The organism is Streptomyces sp. NPDC058308 (genome assembly GCF_042880275.1).
Classification (GTDB): domain Bacteria; phylum Actinomycetota; class Actinomycetes; order Streptomycetales; family Streptomycetaceae; genus Streptomyces.
In genome coordinates, this window is record NZ_JBHVZA010000002.1 from 520,848 (window position 1) to 545,096 (window position 24,249).

General features: G+C 73.2%; 18 protein-coding genes and 1 pseudogene. 13 read left to right on the plus strand and 6 right to left on the minus strand.

The genetic code is table 11. The features are described from left to right. The first annotated feature begins 119 nt into the window (after positions 1-119). From ACFVYL_RS04980 to ACFVYL_RS04990, 3 genes are read left to right on the plus strand one after another with little or no spacing between them, the layout of a single operon-like run. The gene (locus ACFVYL_RS04980) at positions 120-1,391 is read left to right on the plus strand and encodes a sensor histidine kinase (protein ID WP_389712894.1); all 1,272 of its coding nucleotides are present in this window, start codon (positions 120-122) and stop codon (positions 1,389-1,391) included. Then, on the plus strand, positions 1,376-2,026 hold the full coding sequence (locus ACFVYL_RS04985) for a LuxR C-terminal-related transcriptional regulator (RefSeq protein WP_389712895.1): 651 nt from the start codon (positions 1,376-1,378) through the stop codon (positions 2,024-2,026). Before ACFVYL_RS04980 ends, ACFVYL_RS04985 begins: the two co-directional genes overlap by 16 nt. 53 nt (positions 2,027-2,079) lie before the next feature. Further along, the gene (locus tag ACFVYL_RS04990; RefSeq protein WP_389712896.1) at positions 2,080-3,495 is read left to right on the plus strand and encodes a DUF1996 domain-containing protein; all 1,416 of its coding nucleotides are present in this window, start codon (positions 2,080-2,082) and stop codon (positions 3,493-3,495) included. A 38-nt stretch (positions 3,496-3,533) separates the two neighbouring features. On the opposite strand, the gene ACFVYL_RS04995 is transcribed toward ACFVYL_RS04990, so the two are convergent. Next, positions 3,534-3,923, minus strand: a complete 390-nt coding sequence (locus tag ACFVYL_RS04995) for a hypothetical protein (RefSeq protein WP_389712897.1) — start codon at positions 3,921-3,923, stop codon at positions 3,534-3,536. Positions 3,924-4,064: 141 nt separating this feature from the next. Between ACFVYL_RS04995 and ACFVYL_RS05000 the strand changes: the two genes are divergently transcribed. The 6 genes from ACFVYL_RS05000 to ACFVYL_RS05025 all read left to right on the plus strand — a co-directional run bounded on the left by ACFVYL_RS05000 (position 4,065) and on the right by ACFVYL_RS05025 (position 12,577). Beyond that, entirely contained in the window at positions 4,065-7,205 is a 3,141-nt protein-coding gene (locus ACFVYL_RS05000; protein WP_389712898.1) for an alpha-N-acetylglucosaminidase, read from the plus strand. A 71-nt stretch (positions 7,206-7,276) separates the two neighbouring features. Further along, positions 7,277-7,780 carry a tetratricopeptide repeat protein gene (locus ACFVYL_RS05005; protein ID WP_389712899.1) on the plus strand — a complete coding sequence of 168 codons (504 nt, stop codon included), beginning with the start codon at positions 7,277-7,279 and terminating at the stop codon, positions 7,778-7,780. Between the two features lie 47 nt (positions 7,781-7,827). Next, the gene (locus ACFVYL_RS05010) at positions 7,828-9,735 is read left to right on the plus strand and encodes a hypothetical protein (RefSeq protein WP_389712900.1); all 1,908 of its coding nucleotides are present in this window, start codon (positions 7,828-7,830) and stop codon (positions 9,733-9,735) included. A 61-nt stretch (positions 9,736-9,796) separates the two neighbouring features. Beyond that, positions 9,797-10,711: a metal-dependent hydrolase gene (locus ACFVYL_RS05015; RefSeq protein WP_389712901.1), complete on the plus strand. Its 915-nt coding sequence runs from the start codon at positions 9,797-9,799 to the stop codon at positions 10,709-10,711. Position 10,712: 1 nt separating this feature from the next. After that, complete coding sequence (locus tag ACFVYL_RS05020) at positions 10,713-11,783, plus strand: PDR/VanB family oxidoreductase (protein WP_389712902.1); 1,071 nt, start codon at positions 10,713-10,715, stop codon at positions 11,781-11,783. 77 nt (positions 11,784-11,860) lie between these two features. Continuing rightward, the gene (locus ACFVYL_RS05025; protein ID WP_389712903.1) at positions 11,861-12,577 is read left to right on the plus strand and encodes a TetR/AcrR family transcriptional regulator; all 717 of its coding nucleotides are present in this window, start codon (positions 11,861-11,863) and stop codon (positions 12,575-12,577) included. 72 nt (positions 12,578-12,649) lie between these two features. On the opposite strand, the gene ACFVYL_RS05030 is transcribed toward ACFVYL_RS05025, so the two are convergent. After that, a complete protein-coding gene (locus ACFVYL_RS05030; RefSeq protein ID WP_389712904.1) occupies positions 12,650-14,287 on the minus strand; it encodes a SpoIIE family protein phosphatase in 1,638 nt (545 codons plus the stop codon). Between the two features lie 382 nt (positions 14,288-14,669). On the opposite strand from ACFVYL_RS05030, the gene ACFVYL_RS05035 reads away from it, so the two are divergent. Together ACFVYL_RS05035 and ACFVYL_RS05040 are read left to right on the plus strand one after the other, a co-directional pair. Continuing rightward, on the plus strand, positions 14,670-16,310 hold the full coding sequence (locus ACFVYL_RS05035) for a glycoside hydrolase family 13 protein (RefSeq protein ID WP_389712905.1): 1,641 nt from the start codon (positions 14,670-14,672) through the stop codon (positions 16,308-16,310). 194 nt (positions 16,311-16,504) lie between these two features. Further along, positions 16,505-17,383 carry a phosphatase PAP2 family protein gene (locus ACFVYL_RS05040; protein WP_389712906.1) on the plus strand — a complete coding sequence of 293 codons (879 nt, stop codon included), beginning with the start codon at positions 16,505-16,507 and terminating at the stop codon, positions 17,381-17,383. Positions 17,384-17,406: 23 nt separating this feature from the next. Here the strand turns inward: ACFVYL_RS05040 and ACFVYL_RS05045 are convergent, their stop codons facing one another. Continuing rightward, on the minus strand, positions 17,407-18,615 hold the full coding sequence (locus tag ACFVYL_RS05045) for a DUF4157 domain-containing protein (RefSeq protein WP_389712907.1): 1,209 nt from the start codon (positions 18,613-18,615) through the stop codon (positions 17,407-17,409). Positions 18,616-18,745: 130 nt separating this feature from the next. Further along, a complete protein-coding gene (locus tag ACFVYL_RS05050) occupies positions 18,746-21,742 on the minus strand; it encodes a bifunctional [glutamine synthetase] adenylyltransferase/[glutamine synthetase]-adenylyl-L-tyrosine phosphorylase (RefSeq protein WP_389712908.1) in 2,997 nt (998 codons plus the stop codon). A 139-nt stretch (positions 21,743-21,881) separates the two neighbouring features. Here ACFVYL_RS05050 and ACFVYL_RS05055 point away from each other — a divergent pair, with 139 nt between their 5' ends. Then, positions 21,882-22,316: a VOC family protein gene (locus ACFVYL_RS05055; RefSeq protein WP_389712909.1), complete on the plus strand. Its 435-nt coding sequence runs from the start codon at positions 21,882-21,884 to the stop codon at positions 22,314-22,316. A 65-nt stretch (positions 22,317-22,381) separates the two neighbouring features. On the opposite strand, the gene ACFVYL_RS05060 is transcribed toward ACFVYL_RS05055, so the two are convergent. Both ACFVYL_RS05060 and ACFVYL_RS05065 read right to left on the minus strand, forming a co-directional pair. Beyond that, positions 22,382-23,143 carry a helix-turn-helix domain-containing protein gene (locus ACFVYL_RS05060; protein ID WP_389712910.1) on the minus strand — a complete coding sequence of 254 codons (762 nt, stop codon included), beginning with the start codon at positions 23,141-23,143 and terminating at the stop codon, positions 22,382-22,384. A gap of 11 nt (positions 23,144-23,154) precedes the next feature. Then, positions 23,155-23,370, minus strand: coding sequence for a hypothetical protein (locus tag ACFVYL_RS05065; RefSeq protein ID WP_389712911.1), 216 nt, complete (start codon positions 23,368-23,370; stop codon positions 23,155-23,157). A gap of 617 nt (positions 23,371-23,987) precedes the next feature. Between ACFVYL_RS05065 and ACFVYL_RS05070 the strand changes: the two are divergent. Further along, positions 23,988-24,232 (plus strand): annotated as a pseudogene (locus tag ACFVYL_RS05070) (helix-turn-helix domain-containing protein). Positions 24,233-24,249: the final 17 nt, after the last annotated feature.

The following is a 24,249-nucleotide window of genomic DNA, read 5'->3' on the forward strand; positions in this document are numbered from 1 at the left end:
TCAGGTACACCCCCACTCGGGTGCGGGACCCAGTGCTCCGCACCGGCGCGACCAGCGAGAATGAGGGGGTGCCGGACGCGGGGAGCGGCCGGGCGACCTGACGAGAGGGGCTCACGGCCATGACGAGGCTACGGAACGCGGTGATCGCCGGAGGGCGGGGACTCTATCTGGCGATCGTCTCGATCGCGGGCTCGGTCACCCTCTTCGTCCTCACCGTCCTCTCGCTCGCCTTCATCCTGCTCGGCATCGGGGTGTTCACCACGCCTGTGATGCTCACGGCGGTCCGCGGCTGGGCGACCCTGCGGCGCCATCAGGCCCTGCGGTGGTCGGACGTCCGGATTCCGGTCCCCTACCGGACCCTCCCCGCCGACCTGCGCACCGGCGTCACCGGGCAGGTGGAGCGCTGCTCCCTGATGCTCAAGGACCCGGCGACCTGGCGCGATGTGCAGTGGCTGCTCGTCGACATGACCGGCGGCGTGATCACCTCGATCTTCGCCCCCGCGCTGCTGCTCTACTGGCTGTACGGCTGGGTCCTCGCCCTCGGCGTCTGGAAGCCGATCTACGACGCGGGCGGCGGCGAGTGGTACGGCTTCATCCACGTCACCTCGCAGTCCACGGCCAACCAGGCCGCGGCCCTCGGCACGGCGCTCCTGGTGCTCGGCGTGTTCGTCAACCCGGCCCTGATCCGCGGCCACTTCCTGCTCGCCCGTACGCTCCTCGCACCCACCACGAGCATGCGCGAGCGCGAACTGGCGCTGCGCGTGGACCGGCTGACCGAGACGCGGCACGACGCCGTGGACAACTCCGCCGCCGAACTGCGCCGCATCGAGCGCGACCTGCACGACGGCGCGCAGGCCCGGCTTGTCGCCATGGGCATGGACCTCGGCACCGTCGAAGCGCTCGTCGACGCGGACCCCGCCAAGGCCAAGGAACTGCTCGCCAAGGCCCGGCAGAACTCCGGCGAGGCGCTCACCGAGCTGCGCGACCTGGTCCGCGGCATCCACCCGCCGGTCCTCGCCGAACGGGGCCTCGGCGACGCGGTGAAGGCCCTCGCGCTGCGGCTTCCGGTCGCCACCGAGGTCGACGTGGAGCTGCCCGCCCGCGCGCCGGCGCCGGTCGAGTCGGCCGCGTACTTCGCGGTCAGCGAGACCCTGACCAACGCGATCAAGCACGCGGGCGCCGACCGCGTCTGGGTGGACGTGCACCACACCGACGGCATGCTGCGCATCGCCGTCACCGACAACGGCAAGGGCGGGGCGGTCGTGGGGGCGGGGTCCGGGCTGACCGGTGTCGAACGCCGACTCGGTACATTCGACGGCGTACTGGCCGTCAGCAGCCCCGCGGGCGGCCCGACCATGGTGACCATGGAGATCCCTTGCGAGTTGTCCTAGCCGAAGACCTCTTCCTGCTGCGCGACGGCCTGGTGCGGATGCTGGAGGCGTTCGACTTCGAGATCGCGGCGGCCGTGGAAAGCGGGCCCGAACTGACCAAGGCCCTCGCGGAGTTGCAGCCGGACGTCGCCGTCGTCGACGTCCGGCTCCCGCCGTCCCACACGGACGAGGGCCTGCAGTGCGCGCTTGCCGCCCGCCGGGCCCGGCCCGGACTGCCCGTCCTCGTCCTCTCGCAGCACGTGGAGCAGCTGTACGCGCGCGAGCTCCTGGCCGACGGCAACGGCGGCGTCGGCTATCTCCTGAAGGACCGGGTGTTCGACGCCGCGCAGTTCATCGACGCCGTACGCAGGGTCGCGGGCGGCGGCACCGCGATGGACCCGCAGGTGATCCAGCAGCTCCTCTCGCGGCACTCCGCGAAGGAGCCGCTCGGCGCGCTCACCCCGCGCGAGCGCGAGGTCCTCGAACTCATGGCGCAGGGCCGGTCGAACGCGGCCATCGCGGCGCAGCTGGTCGTCACCGAGCGGGCCATCGCCAAGCACACCTCCAACATCTTCGGAAAGCTGGACCTGGCGGTCTCCGACGACGACAACCGGCGGGTGCTCGCGGTCCTCGCCTATTTGGACCAGGGGCGCTGAAAGGGATCGAGGGGGCGCTGAACACGCCGGGCCACTGATGCGTATGTAGCCCCATGGGACGCACTTCACGAAAACGATCGAAGCTCGCGCGGCGCGTGGTCGCCGCCTGTGCGGCGTTGCTGCTGGGCGGCGGCGGTCTCGTCGCCGTGAACGTCTACGCGAACGCCGGGGAAGGCACGGACCGGCCGCCTCCGCAGAACGCCGCTCAGCAGGTGTCCACCATCAGCTGTCCGGACGTGGGCAACCAGCTCCCCGAGGTGCCGCGGGCGGCGCGCAGTGAGGTGGACCGCAGACTCGCCGAGCTGGACACCCAGATCACCCGGGCCTACACCCGGTTCGGCCGGGTCCAGGACAAGGAATCCGTCCTGCCCCCGCTGGAGGAGCAGCGGCGGGGGACCATCGGCCGGATCGGCGACGTGCTGGAGCAAGCCGGTGACCGGCCCGAGTCCATCGACAGCATGGCGCCGTGCACCCTGCGCGCCGACGACCAGCAGCCCGGCGAGCAGCCCGGCCAGGAACCGGGGCAGGACCAGGGGCAGGGGCAGGACCAGGAGCAAGGGCAGGACCAGGGCAGGGGCGGCAATGGCCCCGAGGCCGGTGACTTCGTGCGCATCCAGTCCGTCCGGCCCAACGTGGACCGCCCCCGCAACGGCCGCAACGCCTCCCGCGGCACCTTCACCACGAGCTGCGGCCGGAACGAGAACGGCAAGTTCAACCCGGACAACGTCATCGCCGCGCCCGGCGTGCGCAACGGCGCGCACCACATGCACGACTACGTGGGCAATCAGGCGACGGACGCCTTCGCCGACGACGACGACCTCGCGGCCGGCCGGACCACCTGCCGGAACCAGGGCGACAAGTCGACGTACTACTGGCCCGTCCTGCGGCTGCGGAACGGCAAGGACGAGAACGACGCGCAGGCCGACGGCGGCGGCAAGGACCAGAACGTCGGGGAGATCCAGACCCCCGCGTCCGTCACGCTGAAGTTCGCCGGGAACCCGGTGAGCAAGGTCTCGGCGATGCCGCGTTTCCTGCGCGTCATCACCGGCGACGCCAAGGCCTTCACCAACGGCGACGCGAACGCCAACGCCTCCTGGAGCTGCACCGGATTCGAGAACCGGCAGCTGAAGGACAAGTACCCGATCTGCCCCGAGGGCAGCAAGGTCGTCCGGACGTTCCGGTTCCAGAGCTGCTGGGACGGCCGCAACACCGACAGCGCGAACCACCGCACCCACGTCGCCTTCGCGGACCCGCGCACCGGCGCCTGCCCGCAGGGCTTCCGCGCCGTCCCGCAGCTCGTGCAGCGCATCGTGTACGACGTGCCGCCGGGCCCCGGCTTCGCCGTCGACTCGTTCCCCGAGCAGCTGCACAAGCCCGTGACCGACCACGGCGACTTCATCAACGTCTTCGACGAGCGCCTGATGCGGCGCGTCGCGAAGTGCGTCAACGCCGGACAGCGCTGCACCTGACGCCGCGTCCGGCCCCGCGGCCGTTCAAAGACGGGCTCTCAGCCCATGCGGTGACCGTGGTGGCCCCCGCCGTGCCTTCCCGCGGCGTCCACCACGGTCCCGCCGAGCCGGCCGCGCAGCGCCGCGATGTCACCGGGGCCGCCGACCGCCACCCAGGTCCCGCCGACGAGGTACGTACCCCCGTAGTCGTTCGCCTCGTCGAGCCATTCGGCCTGGCCACGGCTGTTTGTAAAGGTTACGAGGAGGTAGCGCCGGGCACCGTTCTCACAGGTGGCCTGGCGCAGTTCGGCCGCGTCCGTCTGGACGTCGGGCCTGCACCCCGCCTCCGCCGCCAGCTGCTCCAGGCTGCCGCTCGCCGTCTTCGGCGGGTCGTCACTCCCCGAGCCGCACCCCATCACCGCCAGCATCAGCACCCCACCCACAGCCATGCCCGAAAACGCGCTCCGTGCTGCCCTCATCGTCACACCAGCCTCACCCGGCGACTTGAACACGCCATCTCCCTCTTCACCGTTGAGCACGGGGTGCGGCACGGATACCGTGCGCCGCAGCCTTCACCTCAGGGGGTACACATGTCCGAACTGTCCCGACGTTCCGTGCTCGGCACCGCCGGCGCGCTCAGCCTCGGCGCCGCCGTCGGCGGGGTGCCGCTGCCGGCCCACGCCGCCGACGGCCCCACCGGCCCCACGGAGACCACCGGGGGCCCCGCCTTCGATACGGATTCCGCGCGCTCGGCGCTCAACAGACTCCTGCCGCATCACGCGGAGCAGATCCGTCTCAGACTCGTCCCGGTGCGGGACGGCGAGGACCGCTTCCGGGTCACCGGCACCACCGGACGGATCCAGGTATCCGGCACGACGCCCGCCGTGCTGCTCACCGGTGTCCACTGGTACCTGAAGTACGTGTGCGGGGCCCACATCACCTGGAACGGCAGCCAGTTGGACCTGCCGCGCAGGCTGCCCGCACCGGCCCGCCCGCTGGAGCGGTCCACCTCGCTCCCCCACCGGTTCGCCCTCAACGACACCAACGACGGGTACACCGCGCCGTACGCCGACTGGGCCTACTGGGAGCGGATGATCGACGTGCTCGCGCTGCACGGCTGCAACGAGGTCATGGTGATCGCGGGCGCGGAAGCCGTGTACCACCGGGTACTTCAGGAGTTCGGCTACTCCGACGCGGAGGCCAGGGCCTGGCTGCCCGCCCCCTCCCACCAGCCCTGGTGGCTGCTGCAGAACCTCTCCGGGTACGGCGGCCCCCTCTCGCACCAACTCATCGACGATCGCGTGCGGTTGGGCCGTCGCATCGTGGACCGGCTGCGCGGTCTCGGCATCGCACCGGTCTTCCCCGGCTACTACGGCCACGTGCCCGACGGCTTCGTGGAGCGCAACGGCGGCGACGCCAGGGTCGTGCCGCAGGGCGTCTGGCACGGCTTCCCGCGGCCCGACTGGCTCGACCCCCGCACCACCGCTTTCGCGAAGGTCGCCGCCTCCTTCTACCGGCACCAGGAGGACCTCTTCGGCCCGGCCGGCCACTTCAAGATGGACCTCCTGCACGAGGGCGGAACCGCGGGCGACGTGCCCGTGCCCGCGGCCGCCCGAGGCGTGGAAGCCGCCCTGCAGAAGGCCCGGCCCGGGGCCACCTGGGTGATTCTCGGCTGGGAAGCCAATCCGCTGCCCGAGCTCCTCGACGCCGTCGACAAGAAGCGGATGCTGATCGTCGACGGCGTCTCGGACCGGTTCAAGGGCGTGACGGACCGGGAGAAGGACTGGGGCGGCACCCCGTACGCGTTCGGCACCATCCCCAACTTCGGCGGCCGCACGACGATCGGGGCGCGCACCCACATCTGGAACGAGAAGTTCTTCGCCTGGCGCGACAAGGAGAACAGCGCGCTGACCGGCACCGCCTTCCTGCCGGAGGCCACCGACCGGGACCCGGCCGCCTTCGAGCTCTTCTCGGAGCTGGCCTGGACGCAGGGCCCCGTGGACCGGTCCTCGTGGTTCACCTCGTACGCCGACTTCCGCTACGGCGGCCGCGACCGCGACGCGCGGGCCGCCTGGCAGGCGCTGAACGCCACCGCCTACCAGCACACCGCCGTCGAGCGCAGCGACCCGCACGACTCCCTGTTCGCCGCACGGCCCGACCTCGCGGCCGCCCGCGCCGCCGACTTCGCGCCGCGCGCCCTCACCTACGACCCCGCCCGCTTCGACGCCGCGCTCACCGGGCTGCTCGGCGTGGGCAGCGCGCTGCGGGCGAGCGCCGCCTACCGGTACGACCTGGTGGACGTCGCCCGGCAGGCCCTCGCGCACCGCAGCCGCCAGCTCCTGCCGCAGCTGCGGGCGGCCTACGCCCGCAAGGACCGGGAGACCTTCGCCGCCCTGTCGACGCTGTGGCTGCGGCTCATGCGGCTCTCGGACGACGTGACGGGCACCGACCCGGCGTTCCTCCTCGGGCCGTGGGTCGAGGCCGCCCGGCGGATGGGCACGAGCGAGGCCGAGGCCGCCGAGTTCGAGCGGACCGCCAAGGTGCTGATCACCGTGTGGGGGGAGCGCGCCACGGCCGACGCGGGCCGGCTGCGCGACTACGGCAACCGCGAATGGCACGGCCTCATGAGCGACTTCTACGTGCCCCGCTGGCAGACGTGGCTGGACGAGCTGGCCGACGCGCTGGCCGCGGGACGCGCGCCGAAGCCCGTCGACTGGTTCGCGTTCGAACAGCCGTGGACCCGGGAGCGCAAGGACTACCCGCTGCGGCCCGTCGGCTCCGCCTACCGCACCGCGTCCCGCGTCCATGACGTCCTGGCCCGCGCGCCCTACCAGGGCGACCTCACGGTCACCGCGGAGCCGCCCGCTCTCCCGCCGGGCGGCCACGCCCGCCTTGAGGCCGTCTTCCGCAACGTCAACGGGCTGCGCGCCACGGGCCGCGTCGACTTCACGTTGACCGGCATCGACGCGGAGCCGACGGGACCCGTGTCGCTGCCGAGGGTCCCGCCCGCGGGCACGGCGAAGGCCCGGTGGCGGGCCGACGCGCCGGACACGCCCCTGGACCGGCCGCTGCGCCCGCTGCCGTACGAGATCACCGTGAAGTACGGCCCCGCGGGCGAGCGACGGGTGCGGTCCGTCCACGAAGGCACCCTGTACGAGGCCGGTCCGGTGAGCGGTGCGTGGCGGACGTACACGAACAGCGGCGCCGTCTTCGGAGAGCTGGACGGGCGGTACGCGATCGACGGCGGCGGCGCGGACCTGTGGAAGGGGACGACGGAATTCGGTGCGCTGTACCGGGACGCGGCGCTGCGGGACGGGGTGTCGGTGACGGTGCGGGTCGACTCCCAGACGGTCTCGGGGCCGTGGGCGCGGGCGGGCATCATCAGCCGCGCGGCGCTGGGCACGCCCGGTTCGCGCGGGATCGTGAACCTCGCCGTCACACCGGCCAACGGCGTCGTCCTGTCGTACGACACGAACGGCGACGGCACCCTGGACACGTACAAGCGGCTCACCGGGATCAAGGCGCCGGTGCTGCTGAGGCTTTCGCGCGCGGGGGACTCCTTCACGGGGGCCTGCTCCACGGACGACGGCGCCTCCTGGCGGACCGTGGCGACGGTGACCGTGGCCGGAGCGGTGGCGGCGCAGGACGTGGGGATGTTCATGAGCGCCACGAACGGGGGCGACGGCGGGCGCGGGACGGTGGAGTTCAGCGGCTGGAAGGTCGACGCGTAGCGCCGCGCGGTCGCGGGCCGCTACGCGTAAAGGGAGTGACGTGAGGGGGCCCGCGGTGCGAGGGTGAGGGAATGGATGACGACTGGGAGAAGCGGCTCGCGGCGACGTGGGACACACTGGACGCCTACGGCGAGGAGAACGCCGGGGAGTTCCGCGCCGCCATCGACGAACTCGCCGCCGAACTCCCCGAAGGGGACCCCGTCGGCCTCTTCGAGCGGGCCTGCGCCTTCGACTCCACCGGCCACTCCGACCGCGCCGTGCCCCTTTATCAGGAAGCGCTGGAGCGCGGGCTGCCGCCGTACCGCAGGCGGCGGACCGCCGTGCAGCTGGCCAGCTCCCTGCGGAACACCGGGCGGGCCGAGGAAGGCGTCGCCCTCCTCACCCCGGAACTCCTCGCTCCGAGCGACGAGTTGGACGACGCCGTGCGGGCCTGTCTTGCGCTGTGCCTGGCGAGCCTCGGGCGCGAGCGCGAGGGGCTCGCCCTGGCGCTCGGCGCCCTCGCTCCCCACCTGCCGCGCTACCAGCGGTCGATGGCCAACTACGCCCGCGCGCTCGTGGAGGACACCCCGGCATGAGGTGACCATCCGACGATTCGCTCGTTTTGCTGAACGTGTCGTCGAATGTGCAGTCTCACCCGAAGCCCCCGACCCCCAGCGGTCCCGCGGCCGTCGTCGACGTGGAGCAGGCCGAGGCCGCCCTCGTCGAGCACTACCCGCGGCTCGTCCGGCTGGCCTACCTGGTGCTGCCGCCGAGCCTCGGCCGCAACCGCCGGGTCCTGACCGCCCACGCCCTCACCCAGCGCGCCCTGCCGCGCAGCCGCAAGAGCGCCGACGCGGCCCTCGTCCCGGCGCAGCGCGGCTCCGGCCCCCACGCTGACCCCGGGTACGCGTACGTACGCCTGCGGGTGCTGCGCAGCGCCCTGGAGGCCGGGCAGCCCCTGCGGTGGACCTCCTGGCCCAAGCGGGCCCAGCTGCCGCCGCTGTTTCCGCAGGTGAGAGGGTTGCGGCTGTTCCCGCGCTCGGGTGGCGCCGACGAACTCGCCCTCGACCAGCGGATGTCCGCCCTGTCCGGCGCCGCGCGCGCCGCCTACGTACTGCGCGGCCTTGAGGAACTCGACGACACGGCCGTGGCCGCCGTGCTCGCCGCCGCCGGATGCGACGACCCCGAGGACGCCCTGGACGAGGCCGACGACGTCGAGGAGCGGTACGACCTGCTCGCGTCGCCCGAGTTCGACCCCTGCTCCCTGCAGGCCAGGCCGACCGATCTGATGCGGCGCAGGCAGCACATGAAGGCGGCGGGCGTCGCGGCCGTCGCCGCGCTGGTCTGCGGAGCGCTGCTCGGGCTGCCGGGCGAGGGCTGGGGGCCCGACGGCGCCGCCGCTCCCCCGTACGCGCAGAACCCGGCGGGCCGGGCCGCCCTCGACCCGGGCCAGTTGACGGTGGCCACGGCCTCGGCCTGGAAGCGGTCCCCGCGCACCGACTTCTCCGTGTGGCCCGCCCGCGGCAACCTCATCGGCGACCGGGCGCTGCTGCGCCGCGCCCTCGCCGTCTGGGCGCGGCCCGGTGAGTCCGTGCGGGTCTCCGCGACCCCGGGCTCCCCGTCCGGGGCGCCGCCCGGCCCCGCCCAGCTGCTCTTCGCCGGTGACGTCGACTCCGCGCGCGTGGTGCTGCTCTACGACGGCCTGCGCATCGTGCGGTACGCCGAGCCGAGGGAGGGCGCGAGTGGCGCGGCCCTCGACTTCGCGCGGGTGGACGGCGCCGGCGGCACCGAGGCGAACGCCGTCGTCGTGGACCGCGCCGACGGCAACATCCGCTATCTGACCGCCCCGTGGGTCAGGTCCGTCTCGGTGCAGGACCTGCTCAAGCCCGCCGCGGAGGCGGTCGCCCTGCACCGCTCGGACGACGGTGTCACCGACCCGTTCGCCGGGCCCGCGCAGAGCGGGCAGTGCACGTCGTGGAACGCGCTGCTGCTGCGTGACGAGTCCGGCGCGGTGCGCATGTCGTCCGACCTCGGCGAGCTCGTCCCCGCCCATCTGACCGCGGGCCGCCCCGAGGCCCCGCGCGAGGCCACGCCCGCCCAGTGGTCGAAGTCCGCGTGCTCCCTGGCCTCGGTGCGCTCGAACGGCGTCCGGGCCGTGAACTCATGGGCGTACGCGCGCCAGACGCTGCCCGAGGGCAACGGCACGGCGCAATGGGTCTGCACCCGCGCCGATACCTGGCGGGGCGCCGGCAGCCGGATCCTCGCCCAGTTCCAGACGGCCGACGGGCCCGCGGGCGCGGTCGCCGCCAAGGCCGAGGACTCCGCGACGTGCGGCAGCCGCGATCCCCACGTCCTCGCGGGGGTCCGCTGGAAGTCGCGCGGGGGCACCTGGTACCTGCTCGCCGCCGGCAGCAAGGACGTGGCGTCCCTCACCGCGACGGGCGGCGCGCGGGTGCCGGGCCATGTCCTTGCGAGGAGGACGGAGCGGGACGCCGAGCTCAGTCTGACCGGCACGTTGCCGGGCGGCAGGAAGCTGAGCCCGCCCCGGTAGCCGCCGAAGTTCCTTCCGCAGACCCCTGTACCGCCGAACTACCGCTCAGTACATTGACGCCATGTCTAATACGCAGAGCCGGGTGCCCGAGCCCGTCGCGTCCGAGCACATACCGCTCAAGGCACGCAACGTCTCCTTCTCCTGGGAGAACACCCCGCTCCACTGGCTCCCGGACGACCCGTTCACCACGCACACCATCAACGTGCTGCACCTGCTGCTGCCCGCCGGTGAGCGCTGGTTCGTGCACGTCTACAAGCAGGTCCTGCCGCTCATCCGGGACGAGAGACTGCGCGAGGACGTCATCGGTTTCATCGGCCAGGAGGCCATGCACTCGCAGGCCCACGACGAGGTCCTGCCGCACCTCAAGGAACAGGGGCTCGACCCGACGCCGTACACCGCGCAGGTCGACTGGCTCTTCGAGAAGCTGCTCGGCGACCGGACGCTGCCGCCCGGCAAGGCGCGCCGCTGGTGGCTGATGGAGCGCGTCGCGATGATCGCCGCCATCGAGCACTACACCGCCTTCCTCGGCGACTGGGTGCTCAACGCCGAGGAGCTGGACCGCAGGGGCGCCGACCCGACGATGCTGGACCTGCTCCGCTGGCACGGCGCGGAGGAGGTCGAGCACCGCTCCGTCGCCTTCGACCTGTTCATGCACGTCGACGGCGGCTACCGGCGCCGGGCCAGGACCTGGGCGACCGCGTTCAGCGCCCTGGTCTTCCTCTGGCAGCGCGGGACGCGGTTCTTCATGGAGAACGACCCGACGCTCGCCGACGGCAAGGCGTCCTTCAAGGACTTCTACCGCAGCGGCAAGGCGGGGACGCTGCCCACCGCCGGGGACATGATCCGCTCCATCCCCCGCTACCTCAGCCGGGACTACCACCCCTCGCAGGAGGGCAGCACGGCACAGGCCGTCGCCTACCTCGCCTCCTCGCCCGCGGCCGTCGCCGCGCTCGCCGCCGGGAAGGGAGCCGCCTGACATGCCCCGCATCCGCACCGTCGCCCTCGTCGCGGGCGTCGCCCTGCTCACCAGGCGAGCCCTGCGCCGCCGCATCGAGACCTCCCCGCTGTGGCCGCTGCCCGCCCTGGAGGAGCCGGTCTCCGGGCGGCCGCGCTCCCGGGCGCTCAGGCTCACCGTCGCCCGGCACGAGCGCGTCGCCGACGGCGTCGTCCAACTGCGCCTGGAAGGACGCGACTTGCCGAAGTGGGAGCCGGGCGCCCACCTCGACGTCGTGCTGCCCTCGGGGCTCGTACGGCAGTACTCGCTCTGCGGCGACCCCGAGGACTCCTCCTCGTACACCGTCGCGACCCGCCTGATCGGCGCCGAACAGGGCGGCAGAGGCGGCTCGCGCGAGGTGCACGAGCGGCTCGGGGAGGGCGTCGAGGTCGAGGTGCGCGGACCCCGCAACCGCTTCCCGCTCGCCGACGCCCCGTCCTACGCCTTCGTGGCGGGCGGCATCGGGATCACGCCGATCCTGCCGATGCTGCGGGCTGTCGAGGCGTCCGGGGCGGACTGGCGGCTGCTGTACGGGGGCCGTTCGCGCGGCTCGATGCCGTTCCTCGAAGAGATCGAGAAGCTCGGCGGCGCCGGGCGGCAGCGGGTCACCGTCGTCGCCGAGGACGAGGCCGGGCTGCCGGACCCCGCCGCCTTCCTGGCCGGCACACCGCGTGGCACCGCCGTCCACGTGTGCGGCCCCGAGGCCCTGATGGACGCCGTCGAAGCCGCGCTGCCCGAGGGGTGCACGCTGCACCTGGAGCGGTTCTCGCCCCGCACCTGCCTCGACGGCAACGCCCCCTTCGAGGTCGAACTGCGGCGCAGCGGGCGCACGGTGGCGGTCGCCGCGGACACCACGGTGCTCGCCGCCGTCCGCGCCGAGCTGCCCGACACCCCGTACAGCTGCGAGCAGGGTTTCTGCGGAACGTGCCAACAGCGCGTCGTGGAAGGGGAGATCGACCACCGCGACGAGCTCCTTGACGACGGCGAGCGGGCCGCGTCCATGCTCCTCTGCGTCTCGCGGGCGCGCGGCGAGCGGCTCGTGCTCGACATGTGAGACGAGTGGCCCGCCCTGACACCGGCAGGCACGGACCGGCCCGCCGAAGGGCCGGTTCTGCTCGGTAAGGTGTTCGCATGACAACCGGGGTGCGCCGCAGGATGGGTGTCGAAGAGCGGCGGGAGCAGTTGATCGGGGTCGCGCTCGAACTGTTCAGCCACCGCTCGCCGGACGACGTCTCCATCGACGAGATAGCAGCGGCCGCGGGCATCTCGCGCCCGCTGGTCTACCACTACTTCCCCGGCAAACTCAGCCTGTACGAGGCGGCGTTGCGCCGGGCGGCGGAGGATCTGGCCGGCCGGTTCGTGGAGCCGCGCGAAGGGCCGCTCGGCGCCCGGCTGCAGCGCGTGATGCGCCGCTTCCTCGACTTCGTCGACGAGCACGGGCCCGGCTTCTCCGCGCTGATGCGGGGCGGCCCCGCGGTCTCCGCGGGCGGCGCCTACGCGCACGAGGCCGTCTCGACGACGAACGCGCTGATCGACTCGGTGCGCCAGGCCGCGTACGACCAGATCCTCGCGCATCTGGGCATCACCGACCCGCCCGCCCGGCTCGAACTCGTGGTGCGCTCCTGGATCTCGCTCGCCGAGTCCACGGCGCTGATCTGGCTGGACGGCCGCCGCATCCCCCGCGCGGAGCTGGAGTTGCAGCTGGTGCACGACTTCGCGGCGCTGACCGCGGTGAGCGCCGCGTACGACCCGGAGATGGCGTCGCTGCTGCGCGGCATCCTCGCCGCGGAACCACCCGACGGCCCGTTCGCCGCCCTGATCGAACGGCTGGTCGCGCTCGCCCCATGACCACCGCCGGGCCGGGAACTCCTCGCGGACGCCGAGCGGCGCGTCGCCGCCGCGGGCCGCGGCCGGGGGCGGTCAGGTGCCGGCCTCGCGCAGGCGCATCACGAGCAGCGCGATGTCGTCGTCGCGGTCGTGGCCGAGGCAGGTGAGCAGCGTGTCGCAGAGGGCCGTGACGCCGGGCGGTCCGTCGGCCGCGACCGTGCGCAGGTGCTCCATGGAGACCGCGAGGTCGGTGCCGCGGGTCTCGATGAGCCCGTCGGTGACCATGAGGAGCCGGTCGGTGGGGAGCAGGACCGTCTCGGTGGGCTCGGGCCGGGGCAGGCCGAGGCCGAGCAGCGGGCCGCTCGCCCTGAGGTAGGCGGCGGTGCCGTCGTCGCCGATGATCAGGGGCGGGATGTGTCCGGCGTTGGCGACGCGGGTGCGTCCGTCGGAGGGGTCCGTGAGCGCCAGGCAGAGGGTGGCCGTCACCTCGGGGTGGTAGCGCTGCAGCATCCTGTCGAGGCGGCTCGCGAGCCTGCCCGGGTCGGGGTCCTCGACGCAGTACGCGCGCAGCGCGTGCCGGATCTCGACCATCACGGTGGCGGCCTCCAGGGAGTGGCCGACGACGTCGCCGATGGCGGTGAGCAGGCCCTGGGAGGTGCCGAGCGCGGCGTAGAAGTCGCCGCCGATCTCCGTGTCGCGGGAGGCGGGTTCGTAGCGGACGACGACTTCGGTGCCGGGTGTCTGGGGGACGTGCGCCGGCAGGAAGCTGCGCTGCAGGGTCAGGGCGATGTGGCGCTCCATCTCGTACATGAGCAGTCGTTCGGCGGCGACCGCCGTGGCGTTGGCCAGCCGTGCCACGAGGTGTCCGGTGCCGGGCCGCAGCCCCCGGGCGTACGCGGGGGTGGCGAGGGCGACGGGTGCGCAGCCCTCGCGGGCGCGGGCCAGGGTCAGCCGGGCGCCCTCGGGGAGCCGGGCGCCCCCGGACGGCTCGGTGTGGAAGAAGCCGGGCGGCCACAGGGGCTCGGGCACGACGGTCTCGCGCACGCCCGTACGGCCTGCCATGCCGCGCTGGATCAGGCGGACGACCGCCGCGTGGGCGCCGTCGTCGGGCAGCGCGACGGCGGCCTTGCGCGGGGACAGGCCCCGGTGGAGCTCGCCGTCGTCGCCGAGGACGAACGCGGCCGCCGGGCCGTGGGTGAGGCGGGCCGTGCCGGCCGCGGCGGCCTCGGCGAGCTCGCGCGGGCAGCGGGCCGACTGCACGTCGAGGGTGGTCTCCGCGAGCCGGGTCAGGTGCCCGGCCTGGGCCTCGGCGTCGCAGCGGTGGCGCGCGCCGCGGGCGGCCGCGCGCACGACAGCCTGGATCTCCTCCGGCTCGGCGGGCACCGTCAGATACGCTTCGCCGCCCGCGTCGAGGCCGCGGCACCGGTCGGCGGGCGCGGTCCTGGCGGCCGAGAAGTGCACGACGGGCAGGGCGGCGAAGGGCGGCGTCTCCTTCATGCGGCGGCACAGTTCGAAGCCGCTCATGTCGGGCAGCCCGACGTCGACGAGCGCCACGTCGGGCAGTTGCCCGGCCCGCCCGCGCACGTCGAGCTCGATGAGGGCCTCGCCGGCGCTGGCGGCGAGGACGACGCGGTGGCCGTCCCTGCGCAGGACCGCGCCCAGTGCGTATCGGCTGGCGGCGACGTCGTCTACCACCAGAATCGTGGTGCCTGCCTTGCCGTTGACGCTCACGCGGGGCCCCTTGGAGCTGGTGGGACAGACCCCCGTTGGGCCTGCCGACCAAATTAGCGCTCCGCGGGGCGCTCCGGGAGTCGGCGAGGCCGCTGCGACCGGGACCAGTGAAGATCCCGGAACTTTCGCCGTGGGCCGTGTGCTTGGCGATAGGATCTGCGCCCGTGGCGCCGGGTACGGGCGCCCCGGCGGCCCGCGCGCCCGACGGGCCCCGGCCACCGCCGGGGCGGCGGACACGTTCGTGACCTTCGCGTTCCGCACGGCGTTCACCAGCGTGTGCCGGTCCGCCACCGGCACCGCCCACGGCATCGAGCCCCGCAACGGACCCCGGACGCCTCCGGCCCCCCAGCCCACGTAACTCCCCGCACCTCCGAGGGACTTCATGACGCAGCACGTGACCGCCGCGCCCGCCGCCACCGACTCCGCGCCCGTACCGCAGTGGTGGCGCGACGCCGTCATCTACCAGGTCTATCCACGCAGCTTCGCCGACGGGAACGGCGACGGCATGGGCGACCTGCCCGGCATCGCGGCCCGCCTGCCGCACCTGCGCGACCTGGGCGTGGACGCCGTCTGGCTCTCGCCCTTCTACGCGTCGCCGCAGGCCGACGCGGGTTACGACGTGGCGGACTACCGCGCCGTCGACCCGATGTTCGGCACTCTCACCGACGCCGACGGTCTCATCCGCGAGGCGCACGCCCTCGGCCTGCGCGTCATCTTCGACATCGTGCCCAATCACTGTTCGGACCGGCACGAGTGGTTCCAGGAGGCGCTGCGGGAGGGCCCCGGAGCTCCGGCCCGCGACCGTTTCCACTTCCGCCCCGGCACCGGCCCCGACGGTGAACTCCCCCCGAACGACTGGGAGTCCGTCTTCGGAGGCCCCGCCTGGACCCGCGTCGAGGACGGCGAGTGGTACCTCCACCTCTTCGCGCCCGAGCAGCCGGACTTCAACTGGGACCATCCCGCGGTCCACGAGGAGTTCCGCTCCGTACTGCGCTTCTGGCTCGACCTCGGCGTCGACGGATTCCGCATCGACGTCGCCCACGGCCTGGTCAAGGCGTCGGGCCTGCCGGACATCGGCCACGGCGAGCAGGTCAAACTGCTCGGCAAGCAGGAGGTGCCGTACTTCGACCAGGACGGCGTGCACGCCATCTACCGCGACTGGCGCCGCATCCTCCAGGAGTACGGCGCGGAGCGCATCGCCGTCGCCGAGGCGTGGACCCCGACGGTCGAGCGCAGCGCCCGGTACCTGCGCCACGACGAGCTGCACCAGGCGTTCAACTTCGAGTACCTGACGACGGGCTGGGACGCCGCCGCGCTGCGCGACGTCATCGACCGCTCCCTCACCGCGATGAACGCCGTGGGCGCGCCCGCCACCTGGGTGCTCTCCAACCACGACGTCGTACGGCACGCCACGCGTTTCGCCGACGGCGACGCGGCCCGCGGCCTGCGCCGGGCGCGGGCGGCCACGCTGCTGATGCTGGCGCTGCCCGGCTCCGCCTACCTCTACCAGGGCGAGGAGCTCGGCCTGCCCGAGGTCACCGAGCTGCCCGACGAGGTGCGTCAGGACCCGGCGTTCTTCCGCGGCGCCGGGCAGGAGGGCACGCGGGACGGGTGCCGGGTGCCGCTGCCGTGGTCCGGGCGGCGGGCGCCGTTCGGCTTCGGGCCCGCCGATGGCGGTCCGAGCTGGCTGCCGCAGCCGGACTCCTGGCGGGACCTCTCGGTGGCGGCGCAGACCGGCGATCCGGATTCCACGCTGGAGTTCTACCGGCGCGCGCTCGCCGTGCGGCGCGCCCACCCGGCCCTCGGCGCGGGCCGCGACATCGCGTGGCTGCCGTCGCCCGATGGCGTGCTCGCCTTCCGGCGCACCGGCCGCGGCGGCTCGTTCGTCTGTACGGTAAACCTCACCGCGTCGCCCGTGGCGCTGCCCACCCCCGGTACCCTGCTGCTGGCGAGCGCGGACGTCGGTCCTGGCGCCGGCAGGACCGTGCTCCCCGCCGACACGGCGGTCTGGTGGGCCGCCTGATACCGGCCGGTACGGTCCTGTTCCGTGGCCGCACGGCCATCGGTCTCCGGTTCGGGATTCAACGGCCTTGGGGCCCAGGCGCCCCAAGGGCCACACGCGTACGGCGGCCTCGTCCCCGTGGCGTAGAGAATGCGGCCCGAACCCGACCAGGGGATGATCGGTCGAAGGGTGTGGATCTGGCAGACTCTGTCCCTATGGGTGAGACGACTGTGACGACACTTGAGGGCGGGCAGAGGCCCGCTTCATCACCCAGCGCGGGCGAGCACGACACCCGCAATGGGCGCGGTCCCGCACGTCGTCTCAGCCGTCTGCGCACCCCTCGCCGCCCCCGCCTCTGGTTCGAGATCCTGCTGATCGCGGTGAGTTACTGGACGTACTCACTGATCCGCAACGCCGTGCCGGAACAGAAGTCGCAGGCGCTGCGCAACGCCGACTGGATCTGGCGCGTCGAGGGCCATCTGGGCATAGCGGTCGAGCAGAGCGTCAACCATGCCGTGGACTCGGTGACATGGCTCATCACCGGCATGAACTACTACTACGCGACGCTGCATTTCGTGGTGACGCTCGGCGTCCTGGTCTGGCTCTTCCGCAAGCACCCCGGGCGGTACGCGGCCACCCGCCTGGTGCTCTTCGCGACGACGGCGGTGGCCCTGGTCGGCTACTACCTGTATCCGCTGGCACCGCCGCGCCTGATGAACGGCACGCACTTCATCGACACCGTGGTCGTCCACCAGACGTGGGGCTCGATGGCGTCGGGCGACCTCAAGAGCATGTCGAACCAGTACGCGGCGATGCCGTCGATGCACATCGGCTGGTCCCTCTGGTGCGGCCTGACCATCTTCGCCCTGGCGTCGGTGCCGTGGGTGAAGGTCCTCGGCCTGCTCTACCCCACCGCGACGCTCGTCGTGATCGTGGCCACGGCCAACCACTTCTGGCTGGACGCGGTCGGCGGCATGATCTGCCTGGCCTTCGGGTTCCTGGTGGCCCGCCTCTGGTACGGCGCGATGCCGTACGCGCTGGCGCGCGAGGTGGCTGTCGAGGGCGAGCGGGACCTGCCGCCGGTCAAGGCGTAGCGGTTTTTTTCGGACGGCCAGGGCTAGCCGAACGACTCGTCGCCGTCCCACTTCACGTGCACGACGTCCGGGACGAGGCCGTGGACGACCGCGCGGCCCACGTCGTTCTTGAAGTCGTCGATCATGCCCTGCATGCCCCCGAGCGGGTACTTGGCCTCCAGCGCGGCGATCAGCGCCTCCGCCGAGACGCCGACGCTGCGCGCGAGCTCCGCGGTGTTGCCGGGCCGGTTGTTCCAGCCCTTGGCGTTGTTGCGGCCGACGTGGATGGACTCCTCCGCGGTGAGCTGGGAGGCGCCGCTCTGGTTGATCCGGGCCTGGCCCTCGTCCGGGCGGGCCGTCAGGTGGAAGAGCGAACCCTTGATCGTGGCCGTGGACTCGCCCGTCCTGCGGTCCCTGACCTCGCCGCCGCTGGTGAGCATGACGTTGAGGTGGACGGCCAGTTTGGCCGTCGTGCCGCCGTCGCTCACGGTCACCGTGACGGCCCGGGAGATGAGGTTGTTGCCACCGTTGTTGCGGCAGTCGGTGCCGAACTGGAACCCGCCGAGGCTGCGGTCCCGGCCGACGATGATGTTCAGCAACTGGTCCCAGTCGACCCGGGGCCCGGCGTCGGTGCCGTTGACGCGCTGGACCGCGGTCGCGCGCTGCACGTCGGGCGCGTGCGAGGCGCCGGTGGCGCGCTGCGCCGTCACCGGCCCGTGGGCCTCGGGCGCCGGTCCGGACAGGACCCGGTGGGCGTTGGCCTCGGCCTCGCGCTCGAAGCGGTCGGAGGGGTCGGAAACCCTGAGCCCCGCTCCGTTGTCGGTGCCCGCGACCGGCCCCTGGCGCTGCTGGATGACGTGCGTCAGCTCGTGGGCGAGGGTGTGCCGGTCGGCGCCGCCGTCGCCGATGACGACGTGGCTGCCGGAGGTGTAGGCGCGGGCGCCGACCTCGGCGGCGGAGTCCTTCGCGGCGCTGTCGTCGTGGATGCGGACGTCGGAGAAGTCCGCGCCCAGACGGGCTTCCATGTCGCTGCGGGTGGCGCTGTCGAGCGGCCGGCCGCCGCCGCGGAGCACGTCGTGGACGGCGGAGCGCTGCACGGCCTCGACGACGGCGGCGTTGCCCGCCGTGCGCTGCAGCGCACGGACCTCCTGGGCGGACAGGCCACCCACGCTCGCCGGGGCCCCGGCGGAACGGGCCGGTACGCGGCCGACCCTGTCCCCATCAGCAGGTCGGGCGGTTTCGCGGGCACGCATGGAGGCCTCCAGGCAGACGGACTCGAACTCTTCCTGGATACGCCACGGAGCGGGTGCCGGGCCAGGTGCGCGAGGGCAGCGTTCGGTGCCCGATGGGGCAGCCGGGGCGCCGATCGGCCCTGGGGCGGGCTCACACCGCCCCGTAGAACCGCTCCTCCACCACCGCACGAGCCCGCCGCGTGATCCGCCGGTAGTCGTCGAGCATGTCACCGACGTGCCCCGTGTCGTAGCCCAAGTACCGCGCGACGGCGGCCAGTTCACGCCCGTCCGAGGGGAACGTGTCACCCGCGCGGCCGCGCACCAGCATCACCGCGTTGCGCACCCGCGCGGCGAGGACCCACGCCTCGTCGAGGATCGCCGCGTCGTCCGTCGGGATCAGCCCGGCCGCGCACGCCGCCGCGAGGGCCTCGCGGGTGCGGGTCGTGCGCAGCCCCGGCTCGGCCCAGCCGTGCTCCAACTGCAGGAGCTGGACGGTCCACTCGACGTCGGAGAGGCCGCCGCGGCCCAGCTTGGCGTGGAGCGTCGGGTCCGAACCGCGCGGCATCCGCTCCGCCTCCATCCTGGCCTTGAGGCGGCGGATCTCGCGGACCGCGTCCTCACCGAGTCCTTCCACGGGGTAGCGCAGGGGGTCGACGAGGTCGATGAAGGCGCGCCCCAGCTCCTCGTCGCCCGCGACCGGTTCGGCCCGCAGCAGTGCCTGGGACTCCCAGACGAGGGACCAGCGGCGGTAGTACGCCTCGTACGAGCCCAGGGTGCGGACGAGCGGGCCGCTCCTGCCCTCCGGACGCAGATCCGCGTCGATGAGCAACGGCGGGTCGGCGGAGGGGAGTTGGAGCAGACGGCTCATCTCGGCGACGACCTTGGCCGCGGCCTTCGCCGCCTCCTGCTCGTCGGCGCCCTCGCGCGGCTCGTGCACGAAAAGGACGTCCGCGTCCGAGCCGTAGCTCAGCTCGTGGCCGCCGAAGCGGCCCATGCCGATGACCGCGAAGCGGGTGGGGAGCGTGTCGCCCCAGCCCTCCCGGACGACCGCGCGCAGCGTGCCCGCGATGGTGGCGGCCGTCAGGTCCGAGACCGCGTCGCCCACCCGGTCGACCAGCGCGCCGGGATCGGCCTCGGCGGGGCTCTCCTCCGTGCCGTAGGAGCCGATGATGTCCCCCGCGACCGTACGGAACAGCTCCCGGCGGCGCACGCCGCGCGCCGCCGTCACGGCCTGCCCGGCACCGTCCGCGCGGCGCACCGCCGCCAGGACCTCCTGCTCCAGGGCGGCGCGGCCGCGGGGTTCGAGGCCACGGGAGTCGCCGAGCAGAGCGACCGCCTCGGGGGCGCGGAGCAGCAGGTCGGGGGCGAGGCGTCCGGCGGAGAGGACGCGGGCGAGGTTCTCTGCCGCCGCGCCCTCGTCCCTGAGCAGCCGCAGGTACCAGGGGGTCTTGCCCAGCGCGTCGGAGACCTTGCGGAAGCCGAGGAGGCCCGCGTCCGGGTCGGCGGAGTCGGCGAACCAGCCGAGCAGGACGGGCAGCAGGGTGCGCTGGATGGCCGCCTTGCGGGAGACCCCGGACGCCAGCGCCTCCAGGTGCCTGAGCGCCGCGCTCGGGTCCGCGTAGCCGAGGGCGACCAGGCGCTCGCGGGCCGCCGCCGTGCTCAACCGCGCCTCGCCCGGGGCGAGTTGGGCGACGGCGTCGAGCAGCGGGCGGTAGAAGAGCTTCTCGTGCAGGCGGCGCACCACGGAGGTGTGCCGCTTCCAGGCCCGGCTGAGCTCGGTGATCGGCTCGGTGCGCATGCCCAGGGAGCGGCCGATGCGCCGCAGGTCCGCGTCGCCCTCCGGGACGAGGTGGGTGCGGCGCAAGCGGTAGAGCTGGATGCGGTGTTCGAGGGAGCGCAGGAAGCGGTACGCGTCGTCGAGCTGGGCGGCGTCCACACGCCCCACGTAACCGCCCGCGCCGAGCGCCTGCAGCGCCACCAGCGTGGACCCGCTCCGGATCGAGGGGTCACTGCGCCCATGCACCAACTGCAGCATCTGGACGGCGAATTCGACGTCCCGCAGCCCGCCGGGGCCGAGCTTGAGCTCCCGGTCGATCTCCCCCACCGGGATGTTCTCGATGACCCTGCGGCGCATCTTCTGCACGTCGGGCACGAAGTTCTCGCGCTCGGCGGCGTGCCAGACGAGGGGGGCGAGCGTGGCGACGTACTCCTCGCCGAGCGCGAGGTCGCCCGCGACCGGGCGGGCCTTGAGCAGCGCCTGGAACTCCCAGGTCTTCGCCCAGCGCTGGTAGTAGGCGAGATGGCTGGAGAGGGTGCGCACCAGAGGGCCGTTCCTGCCCTCGGGGCGGAGGTTCGCGTCGACGGGCCAGATCGTGCCCTCCACGTTCGTCTCGGAGCAGATCCGCATCATGTGCGAGGCCAGCCGGGTGGCGGCCCGCACCGCCTTGTCCTCGTCGGCGCCGTCGACCGCCTCGCCGACGAAGATGACGTCGACGTCGGAGACGTAGTTCAGCTCGTGCCCGCCGCACTTGCCCATCGCGAGCACCGCGAGCCTGCACTGCGCCGCGTCGCCGGGCGCCGCCGCGCGGGCCATGGCGAGCGCCGCCCGCAGCGTCGCCGTCGCGAGGTCCGCGAGCTCGGCCGCCGCCTCGGCGACGTCCGTCGTGCCGCAGACGTCGCGCGCCGCGATGGAGAGCAGGCAGCGGCGGTAGGCGACGCGCAGCGAGACCGGGTCGGTGGCGTCGCCGAGGCCCCGCTCGAACTCCTCCACACCGGGGTGCAGATCGGCCGATTCGTACGTGGCGAGGGCCTGCCAGTCGCGGGGGTGCCTGGCCAGATGGTCGGCGAGCGCCTCGGAGGCGCCGAGGACGGCGAGGAGGCGGTCGCGCAAGGGCTTCGCGGTGACGAGGGTGTCGAGCAGCTCCCGCCGACTGAGGTCGCTCTCCTGGCCCTCCACGAGCCGGACGAGGCCGATCAGCGCCAGGTCGGGGTCGGCGGTGGCGCCGAGCGCGTCGAGGAGCAGCGGGTCGTCGCGCACGGCGCTCAGCGCCGGGTCGTCGAGGAGCCGCTCCGCGGTGGACGGGTCGGTGAAGCCGTGCCGCAGCAGCCGGGTGAACGTGCTGCTCCGTCGTCCTTGCGGCACCGTCATGCCGAGCCTCCGTTCGATCACTCCTCGGCCCGAGCCTACGGCCTGACCGGCGCACCCGGCGCGCGCGGAGCCGCCCTCGTGGAGGGACACCGCGCCGGGGGCACTGACAGGGGCCCCGCGCCCTGGTGTACTGCGGGTCATGGAATACACACTCGAAGTGATCCCGCTGCCCATCAGCGACATCGACCGGTCCATGGAGTTCTACCGCGACAAGCTGGGCTTCCACGTCGACATCGACACCGAGATCATGCCGGGCATGCGCATCGTCCAGCTGACCCCGCCGGGTTCGGGCTGTTCCATCGCCCTGGGCGACACGATCTGGGAGTCGGTCCGCGGGCCGCGCCCGGCCGCCGGGAGCTACCAGGGCCTGCAGCTGTGCGTGCCCGACGCCAAGGCCGCGCACGCCGAGCTCGTCGCCCGCGGCCTGGACATCACCGAGCCGGTCGAGCACGCCCCGCAGGACGGCGCCACGTTCATGTACTTCTCGGACCCGGACGGCAACGGCTGGTCGATCCAGGAGTACCGGGTCCGCGCGACGACACCGCTGCGTGAGGCGATCGTGCCGAAGCTCTGATCCGCCCGTACGACGTGGCGCCCCCGCTTCTCCCCCGGAAGCGGGGGCGCTGTCGTGGAGCGTGCTCAAGGCGGCGGCCGGCCGTCCCCCGTGGGACGGTTCCGTGGCATCGCGAGGCCCACAGAGGGATACGGAAGGCTCCGGGGCTCCGCAGGGGTCGCGGGGCTCCGGTGCGCGGGGTCCTGGTCGCGGGCGCTGCGACGGCTGCGCGCCGACGCCTCGTGCAGCCGGGCCAGCCGCCGCGCCATCCGCTCCACCTCCCGATGCCGGTGGGCCCGGTGCCAGGCGCTGCGCCATCGCCCCCATTCGACGCCGTCGGTCACATCGCACACCCGCAGGAAGGCCACGAGCTGGGGGAGTTCGAACATGGACTTGCCCGACAGCATCCGCAGCACCGTGCTGTGCGGCAGTTCTCCGTGCGCACCGGCCCGGCGCTCCATCTCGTCCACGGGTATCGCCCCCGCCTTGTAATAGAGCTCCTGCAGCGCGCGGTTCAGCCCGTCCCTGTCATAGACCCGGTCCGGCCTCGGCACTCCCGCCCTCGGATACCTCCGCCGGTGCTCGGCGTACCGGGCGGCCTGCCACAGCCGCCGCGCCTGGCCGACCGGTGCCCCGCAGGTCCGTGCGTACGCCTCCACCACCGGCAGGCGCGGGACCTGGTTCCCGCTCGCGGCACGGGAGTACGTGGTGGCGGAGAAGTCGTACCCGGACCTCTCCGCCATCTCCCGGTGGGTCAGACCCGCCGCCCTGCGGTGGGCACGCAGCCACTCCGCGAGCTTCGCCAGGCCCGGGTTGGAGGTGGAGACCGGCTGTTCCGGGCGCGCCACGGCCCGCCCGGTCACATTCCCTCGGGCGCGGACGGAACGCGGCGAGCCAGCCGGACGCCGATCAGACCGCAGGCCGTCAGGGTCTCGGCCAGGACGACGACGGGCATTCCGGTGAGCGCCAGTGCGGCGCCGAGGACGAGCACCACGATGACGACGACGGTCTGGTGGCCGTCCGGACGGATGGCGGGCTTCGGCGTGGCACAGGGCAGCCGACGGTGTGTGCGCATGAGGTACCTCTGGATCTCGAAGTGCCCGGGACGTCGCGCCCGGTACAGTCACGGACTGCGGGTCAACTGGGCCTCGGCAAGCGCCCGTTGAGACATCGTGGCACTAGATCCGAGGTCCCCCGCGGGGTTGATGCACCCCCACCCCACTCACGCGGTTCCGCCGTGGTTCAGCCTCGGCCGAGGCCGCTCCGGAGCCCCGTCCCACCTGCACCGACACCGAGCGCCCGAACGCGTGTGCCGCCCGAGGGCGACCGTTGATGCACGCCTGCCCGACCCTGGTCAACTGCGCCTTCTCCTTCTGCTGGGACCGATGGTTCGCCCCACCCGGCCCGGTGGACGCCGCCGCGCCGGCCCCGTGTCCCACCGAGGGGCAAGAGAGGGGGCCTGCCCGCTTCCCACCAGCATCAACAGCCCTGCTGGCCCAGGGCTTTACGGCGATCCGTTCCTGGCTCGCCCCGCCGTCACCCTCAATCGATGGTGGCGTGCAGCAGGCCGCTCTCAGCACGCGGGGCCTGGGTGCGGTCGTGGCGGCGCATCTCCATCTCGCCGTCGCGCCGCGAAGCGGCCCGTTCTTCACGTCCTGACACCAACAGGGTGACTCAACTCCCGAGGACCCCATGAGCCGACCCAGTTCCGCTCAACCCGACCCCCGCGGCACGCTCCGCGGCGGCCTGCCCGATCGGTACCTCACCCCCGACGACATCGCCGAGATCTTCGAGGTGCCCAAGGAAACCGTCTACCAGTGGCGCAAGAAGCGCACCGGACCGACCGGATTCCGCATCGGCAAGCACACCGCTACGACCCCGCAGACGTACACGCGTACGTCACCGAACGTCGGCGCATGGACACCGACGCCGCCTGACGTCACCAGCAAAAGCC